The organism is Pseudomonas sp. HP_14 (assembly GCF_055283875.1).
In genome coordinates this window covers 136,766-160,661 of sequence record NZ_JBTOQI010000004.1, presented here as the reverse complement: position 1 = coordinate 160,661, position 23,896 = coordinate 136,766, and the positions used below count along the sequence as shown (strand labels likewise).

The following is a 23,896-nucleotide window of genomic DNA, read 5'->3' as shown; positions in this document are numbered from 1 at the left end:
GTATATTTTTAACGAGAGTTGTCGAAGGCAACGGCGATGTGGCAGAAGGAACGACGTGGGACCGGCTTCAGCCAGGAAGGCAATATTTCAAACAGTACAGATGTAGTGAATGTATTGACCTGTTCCCGGCTAAAGCAGGTCCCACGCCCTGAGTTCAAACTGTGCCCGCGAACGGTAACCGCGTGCAATAGTCATAGCTCTGCGTTATTTGCCTTGTATAGTTGCCACTTCACTTGATGGAGATGTTCATGCGCATTCCTACTCGTTTCATCGGCGGCGTTGTGGTCGCTACTCTGCTGACTCAACTCACCGCATGCGGCAGTATTTTCTACCCTGATCGACGCGGGCAGATCGACGGCAAGATTGACCCGGCAATCGCCGTGCTCGACGCCGTCGGCCTGCTGTTCTATGTGATCCCGGGCCTGATCGCCTTTGGCGTCGACTTCGCGACCGGTGCGATTTATTTCCCGCACGGCCAGAGCGCGCAGATTGACCCGCAAAAACTTCAACCAGCCGTTAATGCCGACGGCAGTGTTGATAACAGCAAGCTACAGGCCATTCTGGAAACAGAACTGGGCCGCTCGCTGCCACTGAACGATCCACGCCTGATCCAGCATCGTGGCAGTGTGCAACAACTGGCTTCACTGGGCCTCGCGCCGTCGGCCTGACTATAATTTGAAGGAAGTACCATGAGCACCAGCCTCGAACACGCCCGCCTGTTGCGTCTCGCAACCCGGGCATCGCTGGCGGTCGCCAGTATCCTGATCGTCGCAAAGGCAGTGGCGTGGTGGCTCAGTGGCTCGGTCAGCCTGCTGGCCGGGCTGACCGATTCCCTGCTCGATGGAGCGGCATCTTTTCTCAACCTGCTGGCAGTGCATTACGCCCTGCGCCCTGCCGATGATGATCATCGTTATGGGCATGGCAAGGCGGAAGCGCTGTCGGGGATGGCTCAGGCACTGTTCATTGCCGTCAGCGCCTGCCTCATCGGCTTCCAGGCCGTGGAACGGATTCAGAACCCGGAACCGATTGGTGCGCCGGGCCTGGGCATTGCGGTCATGCTGCTTTCTCTAGCGCTGACCTTCGCTCTGCTGGCGTTTCAGCACAAAGTGATCAAGGAAACCGGCTCAGCCGCGATTCGCGCCGACTCGTTGCACTACCGCTCAGATATGTTGCTGAACATGGGCATCCTGCTGGCGCTGGTTCTGGCATGGTTTGGCTGGCAGCAACTGGACGCCTGGTTCGGCCTGGGCATTTCCCTGTACATCCTCTGGAGCGCTTTCCAGATCGCCCGGGAAACCATTTCGGTGCTGATGGACGAGGAATTGCCGGTGGATGTCAGCGCCCGCATGCTCGAACTGGCGTGCAGCGTGCCCGGCGTTCTCGGCGCTCACGACTTGCGCACGCGGATTTCCGGCAACCACTGGTTCGTGCAACTGCACCTGGAATTGCCCGGCAGCCTGACGTTGTCGATCGCGCACGCCCTTTGCGATCAGGTTGAGGCCGCGATCAACAGCGAATACCCGAAGGCCGAAGTGCTGGTGCACGCCGACCCTCAGGAAGTCGTGCGACCCGCAACCGTCTGACTCAGTTGCCGCGTCAGTTGATGGTATAGCCGCGTCCCATCAGGCAAGCCACCATGGAGCGACGGTAGACCTGGATCATCGCCGGGGCATTGGGCGAATTCGGGTCATTTGGGTCAAAGCTGCTCTGCTCTACCGACCAGCGATAACAATCGTACTTGTCCTGCGCGACCTGCTCAGCATTCTGGCCATTGTTCGGGTACGCAATCGGGTCATACGGGCTGGATGCAGGCATTTGTGGCGTATAAACAGGCTCGACGTTTTGCGGCGGATAGGCCACCACGTAATCCTGCGTGTCGTTCTGGTAGGTGTAGTAGGTTCCTGCCGCCACGAAGTACAGCGAACTGCCCATCCAGACTTCCTGTGAATAAGCAGGCAAGCTGCGCACCCGCACTCCATAGGGCGGCGTCACAATCACGTAGCGTGGGCCTTGTGGGCGGTACCAATATCCATCTGAGTAAAAGTAATCCAGGCCACGGTACGGAACGCGCGAGTAGTTACCCGGGACTCGATCGATGACATGCCCCGGGCGATATTGCGGGCCAGGGCCCCAGCCATTGCCGTGACCATCCGGGCGACCGGTCCAGTGATCGTTCGGGCGGTTATCGCCCCGGCTGCCGCGATAACCATTGTCCTGATAGTAGCCTTGGCGCGGCGGCTGAGTCTGACGCGCCTCACCTGGGCCACTCTGGATCGGCAGATTGTTCTGGCGCTGATCCAGCTGCTGACGATCTATCTGCCGCTGTTGATTCTGTTGCTGCTGGATTTGCTGCTGTTGCTGCCGTTCGGCCTGGCGCTGCTGAATTTGTTGTTGCTGGATCTGCTGCTGTTGCTGGCGGTCAACGTCACGAATCTGTTGCTGCTGTTGACGCTCGACCTGCCGCTGCTGGTTCTGCTGCTCTTGAATCTGCTGCTGTTGTTGGCGATCAGCATTACGAATCTGTTGATCCTGCTGACGCTCGACGCCGCGCTGTTGATCACGCTGCTGCTGAATCTGTTGCTGATTCTGCCGCTGCTGGTTTTGCAACTGCTGCGAGGCATTGGGTTGCTCGCGCTGCCCGCCAGAGCTGCCACGGATCTGATCACGTGGCGCGTCATCCCCAGCCAAAGCCTGAGTACTGATGCTTACACATAACAGGCTCAAGCCTGCCAAATGCCAGATACGCGATTTCATGCTTTCCTCACAGGGGCGCCGGATATATGTGGTTAAGACTGCATTATTGATGCGCCGTTCGCCGCATGCTATCAGGACGCTACTAGCGGCGAACACATCTGTGCACAAAGGAGCTGACCGTAAAAACGGCGCACAAAGAAAAGGGGGACCTGGCGGCCCCCCTTCGGGAATTTCGTCCTGGCTCAACGCTTGTGGCGTCGGCTCACCTCATGCCGTCTTCTGGACAGTATGTAGCCCGGGGGCCGTGCCAACCCTTTGGGGCTGGAGGCCGCAGCTGGCCTGATTGGGCGAGCCGCGCTGGACGCTATGTCCGGGCAGTGATTCTGTTTAAAAGAATAGGCCTGAGGCATCAGCACAGGATTGCTAATGTTGCTGAATAAAACATTACTTGCGCAATTTTTAGCTTCGGATGAATAATTCAGCGCAATCGAACCTAGAAAGGTGAACTTCGTGAGCAAACTCGACAGATATGACCTGAGCATTTTGGCGGAATTGCAGCGCGACGCGCGCATCTCCAATCAGGAACTGGCTGAACGTATCGGTCTGTCCCCTTCGCCCTGCTCACGACGCGTCAAGCAACTGGAAGACGACGGTTATATCGTCAGGCAGGTTGCACTGCTGGACCGAAAAAAACTCGGTCTGAACCTGACGGCCTACGTGCTGATTGGCATGGATCGACATACGCCAGACCGCTTCGAGAACTTCGAGGCGCAAATTCGCAACCTGCCACAAGTGCTCGAATGCAGCCTGGTGACCGGTATGGATGCGGACTATCAGTTGAAAGTGGTGGTGGCTGACATGGATCACTATCAGAAACTGCTATTAGGGCACCTTACCCGCATCGACGGTGTGACCAGCGTTAAATCGAGCTTTGTGCTCAATCAGGTTCTGGCCAGCACCGAGTTACCTTTGGTACACCTGCGCAACTGATGGTCTGGAGATAAGTCATGGAGCCTGAAGTTTTCGAGCAATGGATGATGACGATCCTCATCACCCTTCTTGTCGGCTTCATGGGCTTCATCGTCTGGGACCTGGCGAAAAAGTCCAAAGCCGGACGGTTTGGTACCCTGATCCTGTTCTTCGTGCTGGGCTTGGGAATCATGGCGTTTGTGATCAAGACGGTTGTAATTGCTTATCTAGAAAGCTAATGCAACTTCATGTGGGAGGTTCTATGTTTGCCTGCAAGCACTGATCCCGCCCCGTAGGACTGGCTTTAGCCGGGAGGGAGTATTCCAGGCGAAGGATATTTAGCGAATGCTCCGACGTCCTCCCGGCTGCAGCCGGTCCTACGGGATCGCGCGGTCTATGTGGGAGCAGAGCTTGCTCGCGATAGGGCTGGACGAGATTCACTTTAGACCGCGTTGCCTTTATCGCGAGCAAGCTCTGCTCCCACAAGCTCTAACCCGCGCTACAACCTCGCAGGCACTTCCCGCCATTGCCCCTGATCCAGGCCTTCGATTGTCCAGTCACCAATCCTCACCCGGACCAGCCTTAGCGTCGGCAGACCTACCGCAGCGGTCATGCGCCGGACCTGGCGGTTGCGGCCTTCCTTGATGATCAGCTCCAGCCAACTGGTCGGCACGCTTTTACGAAAGCGCACCGGTGGGTCGCGCGGCCAAAGTTGTGGTTCGTCCAGTTGCCGCGCCTGAGCGGGCAAGGTCGGGCCATCATTGAGCTGCACGCCGTCACGCAATTGCTGCAACTGTTCGGCACTGGGCTCGCCTTCAACCTGCACCCAGTACGTCTTGGGCAATTTGTGTTTCGGGTCAGCGATGCGTGCTTGAAGCTGGCCGTCGTTGGTCAGCAGCAACAATCCTTCGCTGTCCCGATCCAGTCGCCCGGCAGGATAAATACCAGGGATCTCGATGAAATCCTTGAGCGTCGCCCGCCCCTCACCATCACTGAACTGGGTCAGCACATCGAATGGCTTGTTGAACAGGATCAGTTTTGGCTCGGCAGGCGGAGCCTTGGCGACACGGCGGTTTGCACCGGCATTGGCAGGTGATGGGCGACGAGCAGGAGGACGCTGGGTACGGGGCATGAAAGTTTCGGTATTCGGAAAACAGAAAGGGCCACTTTAATGGCCCTTTCGTTCATCACCTAATTAATCAACGGAACGGCGGCTCATCAAAGCTGCGCAGTTTGCGTGAGTGCAGCGAGTTGAGCTGAGTGCGCATCAGGTCCAGCGCAGCAATACCGATCTTCAAATGCTGGCTGACCGCACGTTCATAGAACGCGTTGGCAGAGCCAGGCAGTTTGATTTCACTGTGCAGCGGTTTGTCCGAGACGCAGAGCAACGTGCCGTAAGGAACCCGCAAGCGATAACCCTGAGCGGCGATGGTGCCGCTTTCCATGTCCACGGCAACTGCACGGGACAGGTTGATCAGCGGACGCTCCTGCGCCCAACGCAGCTCCCAGTTACGGTCGTCATAGGTCAGCACCGTGCCGGTACGCAGCCGCTTCTTCAGATCGTCGCCACGCTCGCCAGTGATCTGCGCGGCCGACTCCTGAAGAGCCAGCTGCACTTCGGCGAGGGCCGGGATCGGGATATGAGGCGGCAGTACGCGATCGAGAATCCCGTCGCGACGCATGTAAGCGTGAGCCAGCACATAGTCGCCGATCGTCTGGGACTGGCGAAGGCCGCCGCAGTGACCAATCATCAACCAGCAATGCGGACGCAGTACGGCGAGGTGATCGGTGATGTTCTTGGCGTTGGACGGGCCGACACCGATGTTGACCAGCGTCACGCCATGACCGTCTTCAGCGATCAGGTGATAAGCCGGCATTTGATAACGATGCCATACCACACTGGCAACAATGGCCTGCGCTTCACCGTGATCCATGCTCTTTTCGACGATGACGTTACCCGGCAACACCATGCGCACAAAGCGCGGGTCTTCGCGCAGCTTTTCCAGGCCGTGAACGATGAACTGGTCAACGTAGCGGTGATAGTTGGTCAGCAGGATCCACGGCTGGACATGACGCCAATCGCTACCGGTGTAATGCACCAGGCGACGCAGGGAAAAGTCCACTCGGGCGGCATCGAACAAGGCCAGCGGCAGTGGATCAGTGTTGGCCCAGTCATAAAGACCGTCAGCGATGCCATCGGTGGCGGCTGACAGGTCAGTACTGGGGAAAACCCGCGCCAGCGCTGCAGCCGTTACGCCTGAGCCCGCCAGCTCATCGCCCTGCTCAACCACATAAGGGTACGGAATATTCTGTTCACTGACGCCGACTTCCACCGTAATCGTGAAGTCGTTCATCAAGGGCCCGAGTTGTTCGAGCAGGTATTTGCGGAAGGCGGCCGGGTGAGTCACGGTCACGCTGTAGTTGCCCGGCAATTGGACCTTGGCGTAGGCCCGAGTGGTCAGCGGGACTTCACCCTGACACTGATAATTCAGGCGTAATTCCGGGTAGCGGAACAGGGAACGCTGAGCTGCATCAGGCTCGACCCGGTCCTTCAGGTAACGCTTGAGCGCCTGGCTCAATGCACTGGTTGCGCGCTCATGCAGTTCAGCAAGGCGATCCACGGCTTGTTCGGGAGTATCCACGACGATAAAGGTTTCAGTCACGATTCGTATCCTTCTGATCTTGCAGTGGCCCATCTTGCCTGCATCGTGAAGGGAAGGCACTAGTGGCGTAGTGTGGAAGGTTATGCCTGGTCATGATCAGGTGAGACCGACTTTAATTGGGAAAGGCCAGGACAAACACCAAATATCCAGAGGTGCTACCAACTTACGGCATACATGGACTTGTGGGAGCGATGATCCAGGCAATCCCGGCGGGTTATGTGCCTCAGCCAACCATCGGAGTGGATCGTGCAACCAGCGCTTGCACATCAACACCTCTTGGCAGAGTGCCGTAAACCGAGCTTCGAGAAGCCAGACGACTGGCGATAAACGCATCGCTGACCGCCGCATTACCTGCTTCAAGCAGTAACTTGGCCTGCAGCGCCAAGGCGATGCCCTCAGTCAGTTGCCGGGCGCGGTACTGGATATCGCTGGTATCTCGAAAGGCCGCTTTCAGGCCGTCGATCTGTACGGCCAGATCCTGATCTCCATGGCCGTCACCCAACTCGGCAAACAAGGTATCAAGCACGCCCGGTTCTTTGGACAAGGCGCGCAACACATCCAGACACTGCACGTTGCCGGAACCTTCCCACGTAGAGTTGACAGGCGCTTCGCGATACAGCCGCGGCAGGATGCTGTCCTCGACATAACCCGCACCGCCCATGCATTCAGCGGCCTCGTTGATCATGGCCGGTGCCCGTTTGCAGATCCAGTACTTGCCCACGGCCGTGACCAGTCGGGCAAAACGCGCCTCGTGCGGATCATCCAGATGATCCAGCGCACGCCCCATCCGCATGCTCAGGGCCAGCGCCGCTTCGCTCTCCAGCGCCAGATCAGCCAAGACGTTCTGCATGAGTGGCTGATCAGCCAACACCCACCCGCCGACGTTACGATGAGCACAATGATGAGTCGCCTGGCTCAAGGCCTGACGCATCAGCGCGCTGGAGCCGACCATGCAATCAAAACGAGTCATGGCAACCATTTCGATGATTGTCGGCACGCCACGCCCCTCTTCTCCGATCATCCAGGCGAATGCGCCGCGAAACTCGACTTCACTGGAAGCGTTGGACCAATTGCCCAGCTTGTTCTTCAGTCGCTGTATGTAAAACTCGTTACGGGTGTCATCCGGGCGATGGCGCGGCAGCAAGAAACAGGTCAGCCCCTTGTCCGTCTGCGCCAGAGTCAGAAACGCATCGCACATCGGCGCCGAACAGAACCACTTGTGTCCGACCAGTTCATAAGCCTGCCCCGGACCCGGAGCACCTATGGGGTAAGCCCGGGTGGTGTTGGCCCGAACATCGGTACCGCCCTGCTTTTCGGTCATGGCCATGCCAATAGTCACACCCGCCTTGTGTGCCATGCCGACATTTCGTGGGTCATATTCGCGGGCGAGGATCTTCGGTAGCCACTGCTCGGCCAGCCCCGGCTGCACATTCAACGCAGGCACACTGGCAAAGGTCATGGTCAACGGGCATCCGCTGCCTGCTTCGGCCTGGCTGTGAAGGTAGCTCATGGCCGCACGCGCTACGTGAGCACCGGGCTGAGGATCCGCCCACGGCAATGACGGAATACCGTGCTCAACCGCCGTACGCATCAGTTGGTGATAAGCGGGGTGAAACTCCACCAGATCGATGCGATGCCCATACCGGTCATGGCTGGCGAACACCGGTTTATTTTGATTGGCAAGAAAACCGGCTTCCATCAGAGGGCCGCCCGCCAATGCACCGTAGGCATCAATTCGCGCCTCAGCCCAACCCGCACCGAAGCGCTCCGACCATTGTTGCAATGGCAGATCCAGACGGTAGAGATTGGCGCCATCGAGCGAGGGCGGTTGATTGGTGACTTCGTGGGTTTCGGCGAACTGGTGCAGGTTCATGGCGATTTCCTCTCTGTCGGGCGCGCTTCAAACACAGCCAGACACGAAGTGAATCACGCACTCAGCCCATTAAAAAGCGCCATATGCGACGAATTTGCGGCGCTTTTGCCTTGTTACTCATAGACCACTGCGCAGCCTTGCGGGCCGCTCAGCGAGCGCAGATGTTTGCGCTGAAACGCCGAGCGTCACTTTAAGCGCAAAGCAACTGCCCTCGCCGGGTGCAGAATGGTGGCTAAGTCGGCCGCCCTGCAGCTCTATCAACTGCCGACAAATCGCCAGGCCGATACCTAGCCCGCCATATTGGCGAGTCAATGAGCCGTCCACTTGAAAGAAATGCTGATAAAGGGTTGATTCGTCCAGTCGGGTAAAGCCTATACCGCTGTCGATTATCTCGATCAGCAGTTGAACCTGACCCTCACCATGCTCCAGTTCCTGAACGCGAATTCTGACCGAGCCGGACTGAGTGAACTTGATGGCGTTATCCAACAGGCATTCCAGACACTGGCGCAGCTTGTATACATCCCCCACCAGATCGGTTCGCAATGGCTCAACCCAATCAACGGCTAACCTGAGCCCTTTGTTCTGCGCGGCTGCGTTGTAGTGCCCCTTGAGCGCCATGATGAGGCAGCGTAAATCGAAGGGCTCAGGCACGACATGCAGCCGCCCGGCCTGCAACTCGGTGAGGGTCAGAATGCCGTTCACCATGCCCATCATGTCCTGCGCAGAACTGGCGGCCGTCTGATGGTAAGACGCAAGTTCAGGGTTCAGGTCTACGGTCTGCATCAGCTCCAGCGAGCCGATTACGCCGTTCATGGGAGTGCGCAATTCATGAGTGAGGGTGGCGAGAAACTCATCCTTGAGCCGGTTGCTTGCCGCAAGTGCCTGGTTGGCCCGCTCTAGATTTTCCCCGGCCTGACGCATGATCTGCGCGTGTTCCTCGCGGCTTTGGTTGATCCGCACCGCCAACGCGATGGAAACAAGGGCCGCTTCCATGGCTGAGCCGATCTGATTGGCGTACATGGTGAAGAACGTGTGCGGCAAATACCCCGACAACATGCCGACGTGAATCACACTGCCCAGCAAAAATGCAGTCCAGGCGAGAACAAAATACCGGGCCTCGCGGACCCCGTGACACATCGCAGTGATACCAGCGACAAAGATCATCGCGGTGAAGATCAGCATCAACCCGCCGTACAGGCGAAACGCCAGGTTGAGGTTAGGCGACAAGCTCAGCAACATCACCACCCCTGCTGCTGCCATTACCAACACAAGCGAATGATCAAGCCAGGCCCCGATGTTCTTTGTTTGCAGGAAAGAACGGGCGAACTGGCAGGCGAACAGGACCGACATCATCAGCAGGAACAAGGGCGCGACATTGGCGAGCCAGGGACTCTCTGGCCACAAAAACTCGACGCCTATGCCGTTAAGCGCCAGTTGATAAAGCCCAAGAGGTGCGATGTAGAGAACGTAGTACAGATAGCTGACGTCACGCACGCCTAGGTAAATGCACAGGTTGTAAATCAGCATGACCAGAAGTACGCCATACAACACGCCCAGCACATACATACGCGGCGGTTGTTCTTCCAGATAGGCGCTGCTGTCCCACAGGCTCAAGGGGACCTGAATCGAGCCGGCGCTTTTGACGCGTAAGTAAATGGTCTTGCTTTGCCCAGGCTCAAGACTGACTTCGAACAGATAGTTGGCCTGTTTGATCTGCCGGCTGGAGAACGGGAGCATGTCCCCGGTCTGCCAGGCAAGGTGCTGAGTGCCAAGAGCATCCGGCAAGTAAAAGTCCACGTAATCCATGGGCGGATAGGCCAGTTCCACCATCCAGTCACGGTGAGCGGTGACGTCTCGGGGTAGATAGCGCAAATCAACCCTGAGCCAGAAGGCGGAGTTGGAAAAGCCTGCGTTCAGGGTGTCGCTGCCAAGGTCGCGGAAGCTCGCAGACATCGCCGCAGAGCTGACATCACTGATCGTCGCTTCGCCGCTGACATCTTCAAACACCTGAACTGCTCGGCCCAACGCAAGACTGCGAGTGCTCTCGTCGAAGTCGACGGCACTGGCTAGCTGCGACAACAAGGCGACCAGCATGATCAACAAATAGCGCATAAAGCCCCGGATAGATCCGTCAGTTGACGTCGCTGGCCCCCTTCCATTGGAGCGACGCTTTCTGCAGTTCCTGATTTTTTTGGAGTAGCTCCAGACAGCCTGAAACAACTATCTCAATGTGGGCCTGTGTGCACAGGCTCGCTCACTTCACACAGCAGTACCGGGTTAGTGCCATCACTATTTCATGCCAACGCTCTAAAGCATAGCTGCCAAAAGGTCTGATGCACTATTTTCTGAAATCGTTTAAAAGGCTCTAAATCAGCACTTACAGCCAGCCCATGAATTTATAAAGTAAATTCATGGGCTGAATATCTGTTCAGAATCTCTATCGGCCGTATGAAAATTCCGAGTCCACTGAGCGGTGCCAAAAAAAGTTTAGTGGTAAGCTCGCGCACCATGAATATCTATAGCTCCCGCCCTGTTGTCCTCTGCCTCTCCGGTCACGATCCAAGTGGTGGTGCCGGTCTGCAAGCAGATATCGAAGCATTGCTCGCTCAGGGTTGCCATGCGGCCCCGGCAGTTACCGCACTGACCATACAAGACACCGTGAATGTCATTGACTTCAGGGTGCTGGATCGCGAATGGGTGCTGGCGCAAGCCAATGCAGTACTCAATGACTCGACCGTGGCGGCGGTCAAGCTGGGGATGCTCGGCTCTCTGGAAATGGTCGACACCGTCGTGCAGCTGCTTGAAGCGAACCCTCACCTGCCGATGGTCTGCGATCCAGTGCTGCGCGCTGGCGGCGGCGGGCGTCTGGGCAAGGATGAAGTCGGCTATGCCATGCGTGAACGCTTGCTGCCGCTGGCAACCATCGCGACGCCGAATCTGCCGGAGGCCCGTATTCTGGCCGAATTACCGGAAGGCACAGCTGACGAATGCGCTGAAAAGCTGCTGCCATTCTGCGAACACCTGCTGATCACCGGCGGGCATGGTGACGAGGTGGAAGTCCACAACCGCCTATATAGCCGTGGCGGTGAAACACGCACCTTTATCTGCCAGCGCCTCCCCGGCAGTTACCATGGCTCCGGCTGCACACTGGCCAGCGCTCTGGCAGGCCGTCTGGCACAAGGCGAAAACCTGATCAGCGCCGTACAGACCGCGCTGGACTACACTTGGCGCACGCTGCGCGATGCTGAACAGCTGGGCAAAGGACAATTTGTTCCCCGGCGCCTGCCCCTGGATTTCTGTTCGTAACGCCACGTGATGAGGCTCTTTCTATGAAACTACGTGGCTTGTATGCCGTCACCGACAGTCGCCTGTTGGCTGGCAAATTCCTGTCTTACGTCGAGGCCGCCCTTGATGGCGGTGTCACTCTGCTGCAATACCGTGACAAGTCTGGCGATGAATCCAGACGCCTGCGAGAAGCCACCGCCCTGCTCAAGCTGTGCCAGCAGTACAAGACTCATCTGATCATTAACGATGATGCTGACCTGGCTGCGCGCCTGGATGTGGGTGTGCACATGGGCCAGACCGACGGCTCGCTGACCGATGCCCGCGCGCTGCTGGGCCATAAGGCCATTGTTGGCGCAACCTGTCACGGCAGCCTGGAAATGGCCGAAAAGGCTAAAGCAGATGGCGCCACTTATGTCGCCTTCGGACGCTTTTTCAACTCTACGACCAAGCCTGATGCTCCTGCCATCGAGCTGGATGTGCTGACCCAGGCTCGCGCCCGCTTCAACATGCCGATTGCTGTCATCGGTGGCGTTACCCTGGAAAACGCTCCGCAACTGGTTGAGCACGGTGCCGACCTGCTGGCCGTGGTACATGGCCTGTTCGGCGCCGAAAACACCCAGGAAGTCACCCGCCGCGCCCGCGCCTTCAATGCATTGCTCAACAGAGCCTGACCGCGCCCGGCCCTATTTCGATTAAGTCAGAGACCTACTCATGTCCCGTTCTGAAACCCTGTTCGCCAATGCCCAAAAACATATTCCCGGTGGCGTTAACTCGCCCGTACGCGCATTCAAGAGCGTCGGTGGTACACCTCTGTTCTTCAAGCATGCGGCCGGTGCCTATGTCACCGACGAAGATAACAAGCGCTATGTCGACTACGTGGGCTCGTGGGGACCTATGATCCTCGGCCATAGCCATCCTGAAGTGCTGGACGCCGTGCGTAGCCAACTGGAACACGGTCTGTCCTACGGCGCGCCAACCGCCATGGAAACCGAGATGGCCGATCTGGTCTGCTCGATCGTACCGTCGATGGAAATGGTCCGCATGGTCAGTTCGGGCACTGAAGCAACCATGAGCGCCATTCGTCTGGCCCGTGGTTTCACCGGCCGCGACAGCATCATCAAGTTCGAAGGCTGCTATCACGGCCACTCAGACAGCCTGCTGGTCAAGGCCGGTTCCGGCGCACTGACCCTGGGCGTACCGAGTTCACCGGGCGTACCCGCCGCATTCGCCAAACACACGCTGACCGTACCGTTTAACGATCTGAACGCTGTTAAAGAATTGCTGGCCGAAGTGGGCCAGGAGGTCGCATGCATCATCGTCGAGCCGGTCGCGGGCAACATGAACTGCGTACCGCCAGCACCGGGTTACCTGCAAGGTTTGCGTGCACTGTGCGACGAGTACGGCGTGGTGCTGATTTTTGACGAAGTCATGACCGGTTTCCGGGTAGCCCTTGGCGGCGCGCAGGCTTACTACGGCGTGACACCGGACCTGAGCACCTTCGGCAAAATCATTGGCGGCGGCATGCCGGTTGGCTGTTTCGGCGGCAAACGCGAAATCATGTCTCACATCGCCCCGCTCGGCCCGGTTTATCAGGCAGGCACGCTCTCGGGTAACCCATTGGCCATGGCCGCCGGGTTGACCACCTTGCGCCTGATCAGCCGCCCGGGTTTCCACGACGAACTCAGCGACTTCACTCGCCGCCTGCTTGAAGGCCTGCAACAACGCGCTGATGCAGCGGGCATCCCCTTCGTGACCACCCAGGCAGGCGGCATGTTTGGTCTGTATTTCAGTGAAGCCAAGGAAATTGTGACGTTCAATGACGTCATGACCAGCGACGCTGATCGCTTCAAGCGCTTCTTCCACCTGATGCTTGAGGGTGGCGTTTACCTGGCCCCGAGCGCATTCGAAGCAGGTTTCACTTCCATTGCCCATGGCGATGAAGAATTGAAGCTGACCCTGGATGCCGCCGAAAAGGCGTTTGCGGCGTTGAAATAAGGGCGGCATGAACCCTGGCAGGAGCTAACTTGTTAGCGAGACGGTATCCCTTATACACCGTCTCGCCAACAAGTTAGCTCCTACCGGGCATACAGCACCCCGCAAAACCGGGCTTTTCAGCCCCGCGCAGCAGAAAATCAGTAAAGACTTTGTAAGGTTGGCCCCGCTTATTTCATAATGCGCAGCCAGCACGTTTAGCTGGACGGGCACGCCCGCACCTTTTTCAGAGGTAAGTCGATTCCCATGAACCGCACCGGCCGCACCCTTGCATTGGGCTGCCTGTTGCTTATTCATCCCCTGCTGGCGAATGCAGGCGGCAACTCGTTGTTAATCCCAGCGGTGGGTCGTTGCACTCTAAATACCCAGCCAGACAACCTGCCAGCGGCGCTTTCCGCCTGTCAGCAGGCCGCGCAGTCCGGGGATGCACAGGCACAATACGAGTTGGGCGAGTTTTACTACGACGGTAAACACGCGCCACGTGACTTGCCCAAAGCACTGGGTTACTTCGAGCAGGCTTCGCTGCAGGGTCACGCGCAGGCGCAGTACCAGCTCGGCCTGATGTTCTCCAAGGGTGAAGGTGTGCAGGCCAATAATATTCAGGCGTATATCGTACTGAAGATGGCCTCGGTGAATGGCTCAGAAGACGCACTGGACGCAGCCGATGAAGTCTCCGAGCACATGCAGCGCGACGAGCTTGAAGTCGCCACTCAGGTGCTGGGCCAGATTTTCCGCAAGTATCTGCTGGAATTGCAGACAGCTGAAGGGCGTACGCCGTTTGCTCCGCTGCCGTAGAAATCCCAATGCCTCCCGGCTAAAGCTGTTGCAGACGTACGCAACTCCGTAGGACTGGCTTTAGCCGGGAGTACATTCCTCCTGACCAAAACCGGTAGCCGACCGTATGCCCCGGAAAACTTACGACATTTCTTGTAGGGCATTTCCCAAACCCCCTTCCGTGCATTGAGTACCCGCCGCGCATCAGCCACTCTCCCGCCCTCGCTCAGGGTCGGGCTTGAGATTAGTGCTCCGCCATCTGGATCCTGGCCTCTACTCGCCAGCCCAAGGCAAGGAGCCTGCATGACAAATCCTCATATTACGCCGCGTGGCCATATGGCCAATCTAGTCGCCAAAGCCAGACCCGCCGAAGCACCTGATGCGGGAGGATTCTGTCCATTGATGAGTCAGACCCTGCAACTGCTGCCCGTACGTTATGGGCTGGTGGAAGACCTCGACCCGTCCATCGAAATCACCATGCCGTACAAATTGCAGGCCTTGCCTTTGGGCTTTCGCCTGCTGCGCGATGGCTATCTGTACATCATCGACAGCGCCACCGGCATGCTGCACGAGTACCAGATAACCCATGGTTCAGTGACTGCGTTGCTGTTCAAGGGCGATCAGGTCACCGGGGATCGTCGGACTGATGTGATTGAAACTGATCCAGCGCTGGCGTTCTCTCGCAGCAGCGTGCTGCACGTCGCCTTTTCCGAGGTCCAGTGGACGGCTTTCAAATGCGCGCAGGTGATGAAGGTCGCCACCGAGCGCGAGTACTTCATGCAGCGCGTCAGCTTTGAAAATATTCAGCGCGGCGATGCCCGGGACCTCTTCGACGACCGAAAAATGGCCGTGTGGCTGGCGGAAAGCAGCGGCAGTTGGGCGGACAGACCGGACGACACTTCGACGAAGATACCCTACGCCTGGGAACACACCCCGCTGTATCGCCAAACCATTCTTGAAGAGTTCACCAGCCAGATCACCACCGCTCATAAGCGTGACTTCCTGTTTCTGGCGGTTAGCGATGACGTCGGTGTGATGCGCGATCTGGCGCAGTATCAGGATCAGGTGGTCGACCAGATAGATGCCTGGGCGAAAAGCGGAACCGAGGAAGGTCAGGTCGAGCGCGACTACTTGCTGGGTTGTTATATCGAATCCCTGACCCAGATCAGCGAGGCCGATCTCGACAAGAGGGCCGAGACTGATCCTGCGCTTCAGGCGCTCCTGGATGACATCGAACTCCTGGCCGAGCCCGAGCGCAGTGACACGCGCAAAACCTTGCTGGAAGTGATGAGTGAAGACAACAGCCAGCACCCTGTACCACGCGTGGACGATCCGGGATTACCTGCCGACCTGAAAGCCAGGCTCGAACTGATACCGCCCAGCGCCGATCCGTCGAACCTGTATGCAGGACAAGAAGCCCGAGTGCGTACCCTTCAGCAGTACTACCTCGAGCAACGTTTCAGCAACACCAGCCCAGCGTTTATTTCTCGACATCGACAGCCTCTGTGGCGCCTCTATCGCCAGATGGACAAGCGCACCAAGGAACTGCTGCACGGCGCCAAATTCGGCCAGCGCGGCATCAATGACTTGATCGACCGCCCCCGCATGGATGTCTTTCTCAAGAAGCAACGGGCAATCCTGCGACCGCTAAACGAGCTATTGGAAAAGATCACCCAGGATCGCATCGATCTGCTGATCAAAAACCGCCTGCATCGGGCCATTTGGTATTACGACATCGAAGACAGCGAGCAGGTTGATCACGCCCTGCTCACCGAATACGCCTGTCTGAAAGACATCTGCCGAAGCGACAAAGCCGTTGATTCGGTGCTGGATTGGCTGAACAACAACCCGGCCATGTCCCGCCCCATGTTTTACGCCGCGCCGTTGAGTGCGCAAACCGAGCTGGGCGTGCAGTTTGCTGTCTTCACAAACGCGAGCTGGCTGTTTTTCAAGGACGCACCGCAATGGCTGGAACGCCTCAAACAATGGGGCGCTGGCGTGGTGCTCGACACCGGGCGGCTATCGCCCGCCTCTCAAGTCAACCTCACGGCTGCCTGGGGCACACTGGCTCCAGCGTTGCAGATGGGCATTCAGCAGGCGGTGCAGGCCTTCTTGCAGCAGATGGACAAGGGCCAGTTGCCCGACATGGATGCTCTGTTTCGTACTCTGCCCAAGGCGGCGGGCGTAGCGATTCTTGATGCAGCACGCCGGGAGAACGTGACGTTCCAGGTAGCCAGCGCCGAAGACTTGCAAAATCTTGGCAAGACCATCAAGGCCGTCCAGCAGCATCGTGATCGTCTGCGCACCTTGACCAGCATGTCCCGCGAGCGCAGGGCCGCAGATCGTTCCTGGCATCTAGGTTCCGATGCCAACTGGTTCAAGGAGCAACGGCAAACCACTCAACAGTCCTTGGCCGAACTGGAACAACAACTCGCCAAGGCCATGAGCCCCATCGCGGACCTGCCGACCGACTCAAATCACCTGCAATCCGCGGCCCCCGGCAAGCCGGGGTTGGCGTTGGTGTTCCCTGCGCAACAGCATCGGGAGGCTCAGTCGGTGCTGGAGAGTTATCGAAAGGGTGTGACGGTAGCGCCGAAGGCCGGGCTGCTCGGGGATGGGGCTGGGTTATTGGTGTTTTTGGCGCAGGTGGTGAATTTGGTTGTGGTGCGAGGAGAAACACTCGCTCAACCTGAGAGCTCCAAGGACCAGAGCTCCTACCGGAGCGCACAGGCAACAACTGCTGCGGCTGGATTTGGTGCAGCCCAAGGCATCGCCGATACGGCACTTAGCGCCCATGCCGCAGAGCTGGCGAAAAACTTCAAGAAAGCTGAACTGCTCGGTGTTCATGTGCAAATGGGGAAATTGCATATTGGCCTTGGAATGGTGGGCTACGTCGCAGGGATCATTGCTGCGACTATGAGCCTTGCGAGTTCCCATAAAAATTGGCAAGACTCAGTGCGCAGCGGTAATAGCGATGCGCAGATTGGGGCCACAATCAGCATGCTGGGCAACAGCGGCTTTCTGGCTAGCAACAGTTATGGCTTCGCTCAAACGATTCAAACCTTCAGCCATGTTCTAGCCGCAGAAGCTGGAACTGCTGCGAGGACAGCCGCTTGGGCGGCTGCCGGTGTGCGCCTGTCTACAGTATTTTTACGTTTTAACCTGGCAGGGATTTTGTTTACTGCCCTGGAGCTGTCCGGCAGTTGGTACTTCAACCGCAACAACCTCAGCCGGCACGATCGCTGGCTGCTGAGCACACCATGGGCCGAGGGTCAGGACTCCAACCTGTGTCTTTCCTTACCTCTTGCTCATTATTTGAAGGAGCTGCGCGCGCATTACCAGGCCCCACGTATACAAATCATACCGAGTAGCGATGACACCCCTCGCAGGTTCTTGCTGCATTTCCCGACACTGTTTGCTGCTGAACTGACAAAGCCCCTTGGCAGTCATGCCAGTTCTTCCGTGCTCAATATTGGCGGCTATCAAGTGATACGCAAAGTCGAAGGCCGAATGGGCAGGCCAGAGCGCTGGAGCCCCTTGAGCACAGCCCTGGAAGATCGTCTGCACATCAAGGCGCGCAACCCACTAATTGTGGAGTTGACGGATGTGCGCGGCCTTATCAATTCAGAGCTGCCCAGCCACACAGATATCGTGCTCTCAATTCAGCTGGGACCTATCACTACAAAGGGGCAATACGAAGCCAACGTGTATGAGGTTTGCTTCCCGATGTTTGGCGAAAGCGGCGATTTCCCGGCGGTCGACCTCGAGCCACCGGGAGAACAATGCGAGTACTTCGCTATTCATCCCGACCTCATGCCTGAGGTGAAAAAATAAGATGGCGACAGACATTACTAGCCCACCGCCCATCAATCACGCTCCCCGCGCTGGCATGCTGGAGGCATTCCCGACTGGTCAGGTGACTTATCTTGCGCCATTACCGTTGCCTACCGATTTACCGGCGCAGGATTACGGCGGCGCAGTGGGAGAACTAAACGACAGATACCTCGACTTTGGAGTCGGCTTGCCCGCTGTCTTCGCTTGGCAGATGGGCCTTGGAACACCTTTCTGGGCAATCTGGTTTTTTGGCTTATTCTTCCCCGTACTTGACTGGTTACTTTCCATTGTGGAAGGAAGAGGATTGGAGAAGGCCACCGAGTTTTCGCTGCAACTGGTTCGAGGGGGCTTGGAAATGGGGGGATGGGCCGCCGCCTTTTCCCTCACCATCTACCTCGCAATTACCTTCAACAACCTATGCAAATACAAAGAAGTCATCCCCACCCGCTTCAACCGCCAGCGCCGTGAAGTCTGCTTTGTCCCTCGAGGTCATACCGAGCCTATCTTCGTCCCGTGGGAATCGCTATCGGCGTGGGTTATTCAGGCACAGTCGGTCACGCAATACGGCATGGACATCCGCTACGCCATGGGCGTCGGCTTTTATCACCCTCCACACGACGAGCATTACAGCCTGGAGTTTTTCTGCGCTGGGTTTGATTTGGCGGTGTGTAACTGGGAGGCAATTCGGGCGTACATGGAATATGAGGTTCACACCCTCAAGGAAATCCAGGACCCGCTTGAACTGCAAAATCCCGGCGATCCGCCTCACGAAGGTCTGCATACGTTTTACAACGCGCGAGAACGCATGCGGCGGCGTCGCAAGAATCGCGAGGTGGGCTTCTTTTATCCGTTCTGGTGGTACACGTACCACGTGCTGACCCTGTGGACCTTGCCCAACTACCTCACCGAATGGGAAATCCGCCACATCAAAAACATCGGCCGCGCCGCCATACCTGAAGCGATGCAAAGCTGGTCAGAGCCGCTGCCAACCGAACAGTGGGTAAAGCCCAGTGACAAATTGGTGCGCATGAGTCAGGCAGTCAAAACCTTACGCGAACAAAGACCCAGCCAGAACCTCGCATCACGATTCAGCGAAGTACAGCAATCTGTCCAGAAAACCTGAGGTAGTTGATTTGGCAGAAAGAACTAAGATGAGGAAACAAGCGCCTGACGCGCCGCCGCAAATTCATCATGCACCCCATGCGGGTATGCGAGAAACCTTCCCGACAGGCCAGATCGTGTACCTCGCGCCATTGCCGTTGCCCACAGACCTACCCGCTCAGGATTACGGACACGCGGTCGGTGAAATGAACGATACGTATCTGGACTTCGGCGTTGGGCTACCCGCAGTATTCGCCTGGCAGGTAGGTGTAGGACTCCCCTTTTGGGCCATCTGGTTTTTTGGTTTGTTCGCATCAGCACTCGTCTGGTTTATGACCATCGCAGAAGGTAATGGCGCAGACATGGCCACAAAGCTTGCCTTGGACTACATGCCATACGGTTTTCAAGTAGGTTCATGGGCGGCAGCTGCCGCACTCACCCTCTACCTCTTCATCACCTTCAACCACCTCAACAAATACCACGAAGTCATCCCCACCCGCTTCAACCGCCAGCGCCGGGAAGTCTGCTTTGTCCCTCGAGGTCATACCGAGCCTATCTTCGTGCCATGGGAATCGCTATCGGCGTGGGTTATTCAGGCACAGTCGGTCATGCAATACGGCATGGACATCCGCTACGCCATGGGCGTGGGCTTTTATCATCCGCCTCACGACGAGCATTACAGCCTGGAGTTTTTTTGTGCAGGGTTTGATCTGGCGGTATGCAACTGGGAGGCGATCCGGGCGTATATGGAATATGAGGTTCACACCCTCAAGGAAATTCAGGACCCGCTGGAGCTACAAAACCCCGGCGATCCGCCCCATGAAGGGCTGCATACGTTTTACAACGCACGGGAGCGCATGAGGCGTCGGCGTAAGAATCGCGAGGTGGGCTTCTTTTATCCGTTCTGGTGGTACACGTACCACGTGCTGACCTTGTGGACGCTGCCCAACCACCTCACCGAATGGGAAATCCGCCGGATCAAAAGCATCGGCCGTGCAGCCATTCCGGAGGCGATGCAAAGCTGGTCCGAGTCGCTGCCAGAGGAGCAATGGGCCAGGCCCAGTGAGGAATTGCAGCGTCTGAGCCACGCGGTGAAGGTTCTCCGGGAGCAAAAGCCCAATCAGAACCTTGTCGCGCGATTTACCGAGGCGCAGTCCAGCGCAGGAAAGTGAGGCTCAAGGGGGCGAAAACTTACTTATCCGGCATCGGCATCGGAAACGGCATCACGTTGCTGGTGCCGCGTGCTTCGCTGATCTTTGGCGTGCCGATTCGCTCGACTTCGTCGATGCGCACAATTGAATGCATCGGCACAAAGCTGCGTACGACACCTTCGAACTGCGCCTTGAGCTTCTCTTCGCTCGGGTCCACCACAACGGTCGTGCGCTCGCCAAAGACGAATTCCTCTACTTCAAGGAAACCCCACAGATCACTTTGATAGATCTGCTTGGCGTACATTTCGAACACCTGGCCCTGGTTAAGGAAAATCACTTTGTAGATTGGAGCTTCGCGTTTGGTCATAAAGGGCGGGTAAGAATCGGGGGCATAAAAGAGGGCGCGAACTATAGCATGCCCGTTCGGTAGAGGACGCTAGGAAGCAGAGACCGTCGCCACTATAATGCGCGGTTCTTTGAACCACCTGATGACGGACGCATGGCCAAGAAGCTTTATATCGAAACCCACGGTTGCCAGATGAACGAGTACGACAGCTCGCGCATGGTCGATCTGCTGGGCGAACATCAAGCCCTGGAAGTCACCGCTCGTGCGGAAGATGCAGACGTCATCCTGCTCAATACCTGTTCAATCCGCGAACGCGCTCAGGACCGGGTCTACTCCCAGCTGGGCCGCTGGCGTGAGCTGAAACTGGCCAACCCGGAGATGGTGATCGCTGTCGGCGGTTGCGTCGCCAGCCAGGAAGGCGCGGCTATTCGAGATCGCGCGCCCTACGTGGACGTGGTTTTTGGCCCGCAAACCCTGCACCGCCTGCCGGAAATGATCGACGCAGCCCGCTTTACGCGCCTGCCGCAGGTCGACGTTTCTTTCCCGGAAATCGAAAAATTCGACCATTTGCCCGAGCCTCGCGTCGATGGCCCGAGTGCCTACGTGTCCGTGATGGAAGGCTGCAGCAAATACTGCACGTTCTGTGTTGTGCCCTATACCCGGGGCGAAGAGGTCAGCCGGCCTTTCGATGACGTGATCGCCGAGGTGATTCACCTGGCCGAAAACGGTGTGCGTGAAGTGACGCTGCTCGGGCAGAACGTCAACGGTTATCGCGGCACCACCCATGATGGACGCGCCGCCGACCTGGCCGATCTGATCCGGGTTGTAGCTGCGGTGGATGGCATCGACCGCATTCGCTACACCACCTCGCACCCTCTGGAGTTCTCTGACAGCCTGATCCAGGCTCACGCCGAAGTTCCGGAGCTGGTCAAACACCTGCATTTGCCGGTGCAGTCGGGATCGGACCGTATTCTGGCAGCGATGAAGCGCAACCACACCACGCTTGAATACAAGTCCAGAATCCGCAAACTCAAGGCTGCCGTGCCCGGGATCAGCATCAGTTCGGACTTCATCGTCGGTTTCCCGGGCGAAACTGAAAAAGACCATGAAAACACCATGAAGCTCATCGCCGACGTCGGCTTCGACTTCTCGTTTTCCTTCATCTACAGCCCGCGCCCTGGCACTCCGGCAGCAGATCTGAACGATGAGACCCCTGAAGCGCTGAAAAAAGAGCGCCTGGCTGCCTTGCAGCACCGCCTGAACCAGCAGGGTTTCGAGATCAGCCGACAAATGGTCGGCAGCACCCAGCGCATTCTGGTGACCGACTATTCGAAAAAAGACCCGGGCGAACTGCAGGGTCGCACCGAGAACAACCGGATCGTCAATTTCCGCTGCGACAACCCCAAGCTGATCGGCCAGTTTGCCGACGTACACATCGACGACGCCCAGCCGCACTCGTTGCGCGGGTCGTTGTTGAATTGAAAGCGCCGAGCACGCCGAACCGGTAGGAGCCAACTTGTTGGCGAGGCATTGGTCCCGTGTAGCTACGGATGACGCCTCGCGAACAAGTTCGCTCGTACCGGGATTTCATCGTCCTGTTGATTTGCGCACAACCTTTCTCAAGTCAAAGCTTTCGCACACCGGTCACAGGGTTTATCCTTCGTATCACCTAAATTGCAGGGCAGCTAAAAACGACCTTGAACGTACAAGTCGAACCACATCGTTTTATCCTCGAACCCTTCGAGGCTCATCGCTTCGCAAATCTCTGCGGGCAACTCGACGAGAACCTGCGTCTCATCGAACAGCGCCTGAATATCGAGATCCGCAACCGCGGCAGTCAGTTCGAACTGATTGGCGAGCCCAAGCAAACCACCTCAGCCGAAAACCTGTTGCGCCGCCTGTATCGGGAAGCCAAAAGCTCCGAACTGTCGCCCGACATGGTCCACCTGTTCCTGCAGGAATCCGGCGTGGAAGAGCTGGACAACCATCCGGCCGCCGACCCAGGCGTGGCTCTGCGCACCAAAAAAGGCATGATTCGCCCCCGCGGCTTGAATCAGCAGCGCTACGTCAAGGAAATCCTCGGTAACGACATCAACTTCGGCATCGGCCCGGCGGGTACCGGCAAGACCTATCTTGCTGTGGCCTGCGCCGTGGATGCGCTGGAGCGTGAGCAGATTCGACGCATCCTGTTGGTCCGACCGGCCGTTGAAGCGGGCGAAAAGCTCGGCTTCCTGCCCGGTGATCTGGCTCAAAAAATCGACCCTTACCTGCGCCCGCTTTACGATGCGCTTTACGAAATGCTGGGCTTCGAATATGTCGCCAAGCTGATCGAAAAGCAGGTTATTGAAGTCGCACCGCTGGCGTACATGCGCGGTCGTACACTCAATAACAGCTTCATTATCCTCGACGAAAGCCAGAACACCACGGTCGAGCAGATGAAGATGTTCCTGACCCGGATCGGCTTTGGCTCCACTGCCGTCATAACCGGCGACATCACTCAGGTTGACCTGCCCAAAGGCACCAAGTCCGGCCTGACTCATGTCATCGAAGTGCTCAAGGACGTTCAGGGCATCAGCTTCACGCACTTCAAGCCCAAGGACGTGGTCCGTCACCCACTGGTGCAGCGCATCGTCGAAGCCTACGAGCGCTTCGAAGACCGCAACAGCGACGCGCCGCCAGCTACGACCAATTCCTCACGGGAATACCGCCGCGATGCTTGAGCTGGACCTGCAAGTAGCGAGTGAAGCGAATCTCCCAAGCGAAGCTCAGTTCCGCCTTTGGTGCGAAATGGGCTTGCGCAAGCGCAGTGCCGATTCCGAGCTGACCATCCGGCTTGTGGATGAAACCGAAGGCCGTGAGCTCAATCACACATGGCGACACAAGGATTACGCGACTAATGTGCTGTCGTTCCCTGCTGACGTGCCCGACGATATGCTGGATATACCGCTGCTCGGTGACCTGGTCATCTGTGCACCGGTAATTGCCCGTGAAGCACAGGAACAAGGCAAGGCGATCGACGCACATTGGGCGCACATGGTCATTCACGGTTGTCTGCATCTGTTGGGTTACGACCACATCGACGATGAAGAAGCCGAGGAAATGGAAGCGCTGGAACGAACGTTGCTTGGAGAGTTGGGCTATCCCGATCCCTATGCAGACGACGAACACGACGAACCTCCACATTCAGCAATACCAAGCAAGGACAACGAGTAAG

Annotated in this window: 21 protein-coding genes; 15 read left to right on the top strand and 6 right to left on the bottom strand. The window is 57.5% G+C overall.

Features of this window, described 5'->3' with window-relative positions; all coding sequences use genetic code 11:
- Nucleotides 1-248 precede the first annotated feature (248 nt).
- Both ACYASS_RS04960 and ACYASS_RS04955 read left to right on the top strand, forming a co-directional pair.
- Nucleotides 249-668: a polyribonucleotide nucleotidyltransferase gene (locus ACYASS_RS04960; RefSeq protein ID WP_122662512.1), complete on the top strand. Its 420-nt coding sequence runs from the start codon at nucleotides 249-251 to the stop codon at nucleotides 666-668.
- A 21-nt stretch (nucleotides 669-689) separates the two neighbouring features.
- Nucleotides 690-1,583 (top strand): cation diffusion facilitator family transporter, encoded by an 894-nt coding sequence (locus ACYASS_RS04955; protein ID WP_463585285.1) that lies wholly within the window; start codon nucleotides 690-692, stop codon nucleotides 1,581-1,583.
- A 13-nt stretch (nucleotides 1,584-1,596) separates the two neighbouring features.
- Here the strand turns inward: ACYASS_RS04955 and ACYASS_RS04950 are convergent, their stop codons facing one another.
- Nucleotides 1,597-2,097, bottom strand: a complete 501-nt coding sequence (locus ACYASS_RS04950; protein ID WP_463585318.1) for a DUF6515 family protein — start codon at nucleotides 2,095-2,097, stop codon at nucleotides 1,597-1,599.
- A 3-nt stretch (nucleotides 2,098-2,100) separates the two neighbouring features.
- On the opposite strand from ACYASS_RS04950, the gene ACYASS_RS04945 reads away from it, so the two are divergent.
- The 3 genes from ACYASS_RS04945 (at nucleotide 2,101) to ACYASS_RS04935 (ending at nucleotide 3,902) form a co-directional block, all read left to right on the top strand.
- Nucleotides 2,101-2,715 carry a hypothetical protein gene (locus ACYASS_RS04945; protein WP_463585320.1) on the top strand — a complete coding sequence of 205 codons (615 nt, stop codon included), beginning with the start codon at nucleotides 2,101-2,103 and terminating at the stop codon, nucleotides 2,713-2,715.
- A 489-nt stretch (nucleotides 2,716-3,204) separates the two neighbouring features.
- Nucleotides 3,205-3,684 carry an Lrp/AsnC family transcriptional regulator gene (locus ACYASS_RS04940; protein ID WP_027901835.1) on the top strand — a complete coding sequence of 160 codons (480 nt, stop codon included), beginning with the start codon at nucleotides 3,205-3,207 and terminating at the stop codon, nucleotides 3,682-3,684.
- Between the two features lie 17 nt (nucleotides 3,685-3,701).
- Nucleotides 3,702-3,902: a DUF2788 domain-containing protein gene (locus ACYASS_RS04935; RefSeq protein ID WP_122662507.1), complete on the top strand. Its 201-nt coding sequence runs from the start codon at nucleotides 3,702-3,704 to the stop codon at nucleotides 3,900-3,902.
- Nucleotides 3,903-4,162: 260 nt separating this feature from the next.
- On the opposite strand, the gene ACYASS_RS04930 is transcribed toward ACYASS_RS04935, so the two are convergent.
- The 4 genes from ACYASS_RS04930 to ACYASS_RS04915 all read right to left on the bottom strand — a co-directional run bounded on the left by ACYASS_RS04930 (nucleotide 4,163) and on the right by ACYASS_RS04915 (nucleotide 10,311).
- The gene (locus tag ACYASS_RS04930) at nucleotides 4,163-4,795 is read right to left on the bottom strand and encodes a pseudouridine synthase (protein ID WP_463585284.1); all 633 of its coding nucleotides are present in this window, start codon (nucleotides 4,793-4,795) and stop codon (nucleotides 4,163-4,165) included.
- A gap of 67 nt (nucleotides 4,796-4,862) precedes the next feature.
- Nucleotides 4,863-6,359: an AMP nucleosidase gene (amn, locus tag ACYASS_RS04925; protein ID WP_463585283.1), complete on the bottom strand. Its 1,497-nt coding sequence runs from the start codon at nucleotides 6,357-6,359 to the stop codon at nucleotides 4,863-4,865.
- A 190-nt stretch (nucleotides 6,360-6,549) separates the two neighbouring features.
- On the bottom strand, nucleotides 6,550-8,199 hold the full coding sequence (locus ACYASS_RS04920) for an acyl-CoA dehydrogenase family protein (protein ID WP_463585282.1): 1,650 nt from the start codon (nucleotides 8,197-8,199) through the stop codon (nucleotides 6,550-6,552).
- 117 nt (nucleotides 8,200-8,316) lie between these two features.
- Complete coding sequence (locus ACYASS_RS04915) at nucleotides 8,317-10,311, bottom strand: sensor histidine kinase (RefSeq protein ID WP_463585281.1); 1,995 nt, start codon at nucleotides 10,309-10,311, stop codon at nucleotides 8,317-8,319.
- A 396-nt stretch (nucleotides 10,312-10,707) separates the two neighbouring features.
- On the opposite strand from ACYASS_RS04915, the gene ACYASS_RS04910 reads away from it, so the two are divergent.
- From ACYASS_RS04910 to ACYASS_RS04880, 7 genes are all read left to right on the top strand, one after another.
- On the top strand, nucleotides 10,708-11,505 hold the full coding sequence (locus tag ACYASS_RS04910) for a hydroxymethylpyrimidine/phosphomethylpyrimidine kinase (protein WP_463585280.1): 798 nt from the start codon (nucleotides 10,708-10,710) through the stop codon (nucleotides 11,503-11,505).
- Nucleotides 11,506-11,528: 23 nt separating this feature from the next.
- Nucleotides 11,529-12,155: a thiamine phosphate synthase gene (gene thiE, locus ACYASS_RS04905; protein ID WP_463585279.1), complete on the top strand. Its 627-nt coding sequence runs from the start codon at nucleotides 11,529-11,531 to the stop codon at nucleotides 12,153-12,155.
- Nucleotides 12,156-12,195: 40 nt separating this feature from the next.
- Complete coding sequence (gene hemL, locus ACYASS_RS04900) at nucleotides 12,196-13,479, top strand: glutamate-1-semialdehyde 2,1-aminomutase (protein ID WP_463585278.1); 1,284 nt, start codon at nucleotides 12,196-12,198, stop codon at nucleotides 13,477-13,479.
- A 243-nt stretch (nucleotides 13,480-13,722) separates the two neighbouring features.
- Complete coding sequence (locus ACYASS_RS04895) at nucleotides 13,723-14,271, top strand: tetratricopeptide repeat protein (RefSeq protein ID WP_122662495.1); 549 nt, start codon at nucleotides 13,723-13,725, stop codon at nucleotides 14,269-14,271.
- 282 nt (nucleotides 14,272-14,553) lie between these two features.
- Nucleotides 14,554-18,084, top strand: coding sequence for a toxin VasX (locus ACYASS_RS04890; protein WP_463585277.1), 3,531 nt, complete (start codon nucleotides 14,554-14,556; stop codon nucleotides 18,082-18,084).
- 1 nt (nucleotide 18,085) lies between these two features.
- Nucleotides 18,086-19,207 carry a hypothetical protein gene (locus ACYASS_RS04885; RefSeq protein ID WP_463585276.1) on the top strand — a complete coding sequence of 374 codons (1,122 nt, stop codon included), beginning with the start codon at nucleotides 18,086-18,088 and terminating at the stop codon, nucleotides 19,205-19,207.
- Between the two features lie 28 nt (nucleotides 19,208-19,235).
- Complete coding sequence (locus ACYASS_RS04880; protein ID WP_463585275.1) at nucleotides 19,236-20,357, top strand: hypothetical protein; 1,122 nt, start codon at nucleotides 19,236-19,238, stop codon at nucleotides 20,355-20,357.
- 19 nt (nucleotides 20,358-20,376) lie between these two features.
- On the opposite strand, the gene ACYASS_RS04875 is transcribed toward ACYASS_RS04880, so the two are convergent.
- A complete protein-coding gene (locus ACYASS_RS04875; protein ID WP_087267690.1) occupies nucleotides 20,377-20,703 on the bottom strand; it encodes a DUF1820 family protein in 327 nt (108 codons plus the stop codon).
- Nucleotides 20,704-20,835: 132 nt separating this feature from the next.
- Here ACYASS_RS04875 and miaB point away from each other — a divergent pair, with 132 nt between their 5' ends.
- The 3 genes from miaB (at nucleotide 20,836) to ybeY (ending at nucleotide 23,895) form a co-directional block, all read left to right on the top strand.
- A complete protein-coding gene (gene miaB, locus ACYASS_RS04870; RefSeq protein WP_243247838.1) occupies nucleotides 20,836-22,164 on the top strand; it encodes a tRNA (N6-isopentenyl adenosine(37)-C2)-methylthiotransferase MiaB in 1,329 nt (442 codons plus the stop codon).
- Between the two features lie 215 nt (nucleotides 22,165-22,379).
- Nucleotides 22,380-23,402: a PhoH family protein gene (locus ACYASS_RS04865; RefSeq protein WP_243247837.1), complete on the top strand. Its 1,023-nt coding sequence runs from the start codon at nucleotides 22,380-22,382 to the stop codon at nucleotides 23,400-23,402.
- A complete protein-coding gene (gene ybeY / locus ACYASS_RS04860) occupies nucleotides 23,395-23,895 on the top strand; it encodes an rRNA maturation RNase YbeY (protein ID WP_463585274.1) in 501 nt (166 codons plus the stop codon). Before ACYASS_RS04865 ends, ybeY begins: the two co-directional genes overlap by 8 nt.
- Nucleotide 23,896: the final 1 nt, after the last annotated feature.